The following is a 5,141-nucleotide window of genomic DNA, read 5'->3' on the forward strand; positions in this document are numbered from 1 at the left end:
CGCTGCGGAAGCTTGCCTCAGCCTTGATGCCGGATTCCCAACCATCACAGGATTTGCACCCAACGCGCTTCACTGGTAAAAGATTTTGACCAGTCAAGAAAAATGAGGCTGCTGATGTCCGGCCTGGCCATGCCGAAACCAGACGACGCCACGATGCGCCGGCGCGACGAGATCGTCGCTGACATGCGCATCATCGTGCCGGGTGAGGGCGTCGTCGACGCCGCCAATTCCATGCGCGCCTTCGAGAGCGACGGCCTGACCGCCTATCGGCAGCTGCCGCTGGTTGTTGTTCTGCCGCAAACCGTGGCGCAGGTGTCGCGCGTGCTGAAATACTGCAACGATCGCAACATCCGCGTCGTGCCGCGCGGCTCCGGCACCTCGCTGTCGGGCGGCGCGCTGCCGCTCGAGGACGCGGTGCTTTTGGTGATGAGCCGCTTCAACCGTATCCTCGAGATCGATTTCCCCAATCGCGTCGTCGTTGCCCAGCCGGGCGTGACCAATCTCGGCATCACCACCGCCGTCGAGCAGGAGGGCTTTTACTATGCTCCCGATCCATCCTCCCAGATCGCCTGCTCGATCGGCGGCAATGTCGCGGAGAATTCCGGCGGCGTGCACTGCCTGAAATATGGCCTCACCGCCAACAATGTGCTCGGCATCGAGATGGTGCTGATGAACGGCGAGGTGGTACGGCTCGGCGGCAGTCACCTCGATGCGGAAGGTTATGACTTGCTCGGCGTCATGACGGGTTCGGAAGGGCTGCTTGGCGTCGTCACCGAGGTCACCGTGCGCATCCTGAAGAAACCGGAGACGGCTCGCGCACTGCTGATCGGCTTCCCGACCAGTGAGCAGGGCGGCCAATGCGTCGCCGACATCATCGGCGCCGGCATCATTCCGGGCGGCATGGAGATGATGGACCGGCCGGCGATCCATGCGGCGGAAGATTTCGTTCATGCCGGCTATCCCCTCGATGTCGAGGCGCTGCTGATCGTCGAGCTCGACGGGCCGGGCGTCGAGCTCGATCATCTGATCGGCCTTGTCGAGGCCATCGCCTACAAGAACGGCTCGACCACCTGCCGCATTTCGCAGTCCGAACAGGAACGGCTGAGCTTCTGGGCCGGCCGCAAGGCGGCGTTTCCGGCCGTCGGCCGCATCTCGCCCGACTACTACTGCATGGACGGCACCATCCCGCGCAAGGAGCTGCCGCGCGTGCTCGCCGGCATGCGCGAGCTGTCGGAAAAATACGGTCTCGGCGTCGCCAATGTCTTTCACGCCGGCGACGGCAATCTGCATCCGCTGATCCTCTACGATGCCAACGTACCGGGCGAACTCGACAAGGCCGAAAGCTTCGGCGCCGACATATTGCGGCTCTGCGTCAAGGTCGGCGGCGTGTTGACCGGCGAACATGGGGTGGGCGTGGAGAAACGCGACCTGATGCCGGAGATGTTCACCCAGATCGATCTCGACCAGCAGATGCGCGTCAAATGCGCCTTCGATCCCAACCATCTGCTCAACCCGGGAAAAGTGTTCCCGCAGCTGCGGCGATGCGCCGAACTCGGCCGCATGCACATTTCCGGCGGCAAGCTGCCGTTTCCGGACATTCCGAGGTTTTAACTGGACATGTCGGTGCTTGAACGCCCCCCTCTGTCCTGCCGGACATCTCCCCCTCAAGGGGGGAGATTGGCTGGTCGCAATGTTGATGCTTGTTTTTCAACCGATGGGATTGGCGAAAGCCGGCGTAGCGATCTGATCTCCCCCCTTGCGGGGGAGATGTCCGGAAGGACAGAGGGGGGTGCGAAGGATCGCGGCATTTCCGCACCTGCTTTTGGCATAGGCTTCACCGTATGCCCGAGTGAGGTTTGAGTTGCTGTTCAAACAATCCTTGCTGGACAAGATCGCGCGCAATGAAGTGACGCTCGCGTTTCGGCGCTGGAAGCGGCCGACCGTCAAGGCCGGCGGGCGGGTCAGAACGGCGTCAGGTGCGGTTAGGATCGGGGACATCTCGATCGCGAGCGGCTCCGAATTGACGGAGAAAGACGCGACCGCAGCCGGCTTTCCGTCCCGAGGAGCCCTTCAGGAGATGCTTGGCCCCGATGACGGTACCCCGGTCTATCGCATTGAGCTCAAAGGCATCGAGCCCGACGAACGCGTTGGCCTGCGCGGCGACGCCGTGCTTTCCGATGAGGACTGGCATGCCTTGACCCAGCGTTTTGCGCGCTGGGACAAAACGGCACCCGGCTACTTCCCATCGATCCTGCAGGCGATCGGCGCCCATCCGGAAGTGCCGGCTGCTGTCCTGGCCGACAAGGCCGGTGTCGAAAAGCTGAAGTTCAAGCAGGATGTCCGCAAGCTTGGGGAACTCGGACTCACCGAGAGTCTCCAGATCGGTTATCGGCTGTCGCCACGGGGCGAAGCCGTGCTCGAAAGGCTTCGGGAGCACAGGCTTTGACCACTTTCACCCCAACCACGTCAGACGAAGTTCTCTCCACCGTCGCCTGGGCAGCGGCGGAAGGCTCGCCGCTGGAAATCCTCGGCCACGGCTCCAAGCGTGGCGTCGGCCGGCCGCTGCAAACCGAACACACGCTCGACCTGTCGAAACTCTCTGGCGTCACGCTCTATGAACCGGCTGAACTGGTGCTGTCGGCCAAGGCAGGCACACCGCTGGCCGAGATCGAAAAGCTGCTGGCGGAAAACGGCCAGCAGCTTGGCTTCGAGCCGATGGATTACGGTCCGCTGCTTGGCGGCGAGCCTGGCAGAGGCACCATCGGCGGTGTGCTCGCCGCGAACCTCTCCGGGCCGCGCCGGCTCAAGGCAGGGGCTGCGCGCGATCATGTCCTGGGCATCAATGTGGTGTCCGGTCGCGGCGAGTCCTTCAAGTCGGGCGGCCGCGTGGTCAAGAACGTCACCGGCTATGACATGTCCAAGCTGATGGCCAACAGCTGGGGCACGCTGGCCGTATTCACCGACGTCACCTTCAAGGTGCTGCCGGCAGCCGAGACCGAAGTCACGCTCGCCATCCGTGGCCTGCTCGACGATGCCGCGGCCGCCGCCATGGCCCTGGCGCTCGGTTCCAGCGCGGAAGTGTCGAGTGCGGCCCATCTGCCGGAGCGCATCGCTGCACGGGTCGCCAATGGCAGTCTCGGCAACGATGCCGCGACGCTGCTGCGTGTCGAAGGTTTCGGCCCGTCGGTTGCCTACCGCATCGCCGCGCTGAAAACGCTGCTCGGCAAGGCCGGGCCGCTGCAGGAGATTGCCGGTGACGCTTCACGGCTGATCTGGCGCGATGTACGCGATTGCAGGCCCTTCGCCGACAACGGCGAGAAACCGGTCTGGCGTGTCTCGATGACGCCGGGACAGTGCCACCAGATGGTCCTGACGCTACGCATGCAATCCGCCGTCAGCGCCTTCTATGACTGGCAGGGCGGGCTGGTGTGGCTGCGCATGGAACAAAGCGATCCGGAAGCCGCCCTGCTGCGCGGGCTGTTGAGGAAACATGGCGGCGGCCATGCGACGCTGGTGCGTGCCGCACCTTCGCATCGCGCCGCTCTGCCGGTGTTCGAGCCGCAGCCGCCCGCGCTTGCCGCACTCAGCCAGCGCCTGAAGCAGGAATTCGACCCCAAAAACATCCTCAATCCCGGCCGAATGGCTTAGGATCCAACGCGATGCAGACCAATTTTTCGCTTGCCCAGCTTGCCGATCCGCATGTCGCGGAATCGGAAAGGATCCTGCGCAAATGCGTGCATTGCGGCTTCTGCACCGCGACATGCCCGACCTATGTGACGCTTGGCAACGAGCTCGATTCACCGCGCGGGCGCATCTACCTGATCAAGGACATGCTGGAAAATGGCCGTCCCGCCGACAAGGAGATCGTCACCCATATCGATCGGTGCCTGTCGTGCCTCGCCTGCATGACCACCTGCCCGTCGGGCGTCAACTACATGCATCTGGTCGACCATGCCCGCGCCCATATCCAGGAGACCTACAAGCGGCCGCTGCTCGATCGCCTGACCCGCGCCACGCTGGCCTTCGTGCTGCCTTATCCCCAGCGGTTTCGCGCCGCGCTCAAGCTGGCGAAGCTGGGCAAGCCGTTTATAGGCTTGTTCGACAAGGTTCCGGCGCTGAAGCCGCTCAGTGCGATGCTCAAGCTCGCGCCGGCCTCGATCCCGGTAGCTTCGCCGATGGGCTCGCCAGGCATCCATGCCGGGCAGGGGAGCAAAAGAGGCCGCGTCGCCATCCTCACTGGCTGCGCGCAATCGGTGCTCGATCCCGCCATCAACGACACCACGATTTCGCTGCTGTCGCGGCTCGGCGTCGAGGTCGTGGTGCCACCGGGCGAGGGCTGCTGCGGGGCGCTGGTGCATCATATGGGGCGCGAGCAGGCCGCGCTTGCCTCGGCGAGACAGAATGTCGACGCCTGGACGCGGGCGATCGACCAGGGTGGGCTCGATGCCATCGTCATCACCGCGTCGGGTTGCGGCACCACGATCAAGGACTATGGCTTCATGCTGCGGCTGGATCCTGCCTATGCCGACAAGGCCGCGCGTGTGTCGGCGCTGGCCAAGGACATCACCGAATATCTCTCGACCCTCGACCTGCCTGAACCGGTGCGCAAGCCGGGCACAGTCGTCGCCTATCACTCGGCCTGTTCGATGCAGCACGGCCAGAAGATCACCCGCCAGCCGAAGGAACTGCTGGCCAAGGCCGGCTTCGTCGTGCGCGAGCCGCGTGAAGGACATCTCTGCTGCGGCTCGGCCGGCACCTACAACATCCTGCAGCCCGAGATCTCGGCCAAGCTGCGCGATCGCAAGGTGAAAAACATCGAGGCGACGGGGGCTTCGATCGTCGCCACCGGCAACATCGGCTGCATCACCCAGATCGCTTCCGCCGCCAAGCTGCCGGTGGTGCACACGATCAAGCTGCTCGACTGGGCTTATGGTGGACCGATGCCGGAGGGGATCCCCGAGGAAAGGCTGGCTGCGGCTGAGTAGCGTGGCGCGCTGTCTGAGTTACGGCAAATCCCCGTCATCCGGCCGCTTCGCGGCCACCTTCTCCCCGTTGAGGAGAAGAGATTTGCGCCGGCGCTGACAGCCTCCTCTCCCCTCGGGGAGAGGTCAGCCGAGCGAAGCGGAGGCTGGGTGAGGGGG

At 64.2% G+C, this 5,141-nt stretch carries 4 protein-coding genes; all 4 read left to right on the forward strand.

Annotated elements, in window-relative coordinates; genetic code table 11:
- The first annotated feature begins 114 nt into the window (after positions 1-114).
- A complete protein-coding gene (locus tag EOB49_RS24840) occupies positions 115-1,611 on the forward strand; it encodes an FAD-linked oxidase C-terminal domain-containing protein (RefSeq protein ID WP_127382528.1) in 1,497 nt (498 codons plus the stop codon).
- Between the two features lie 250 nt (positions 1,612-1,861).
- Entirely contained in the window at positions 1,862-2,446 is a 585-nt protein-coding gene (locus EOB49_RS24850; RefSeq protein WP_127382529.1) for an ASCH domain-containing protein, read from the forward strand.
- Entirely contained in the window at positions 2,443-3,648 is a 1,206-nt protein-coding gene (glcE, locus tag EOB49_RS24855) for a glycolate oxidase subunit GlcE (protein ID WP_127382530.1), read from the forward strand. The genes EOB49_RS24850 and glcE overlap by 4 nt, the downstream gene beginning before the upstream one ends.
- Positions 3,649-3,659: 11 nt before the next feature.
- Positions 3,660-4,985 carry a glycolate oxidase subunit GlcF gene (gene glcF / locus EOB49_RS24860; RefSeq protein ID WP_127382531.1) on the forward strand — a complete coding sequence of 442 codons (1,326 nt, stop codon included), beginning with the start codon at positions 3,660-3,662 and terminating at the stop codon, positions 4,983-4,985.
- Positions 4,986-5,141: the final 156 nt, after the last annotated feature.

This window comes from Mesorhizobium sp. M7A.F.Ca.MR.148.00.0.0 (assembly GCF_003997735.1).
Taxonomy (GTDB): Bacteria; Pseudomonadota; Alphaproteobacteria; order Rhizobiales; family Rhizobiaceae; genus Mesorhizobium.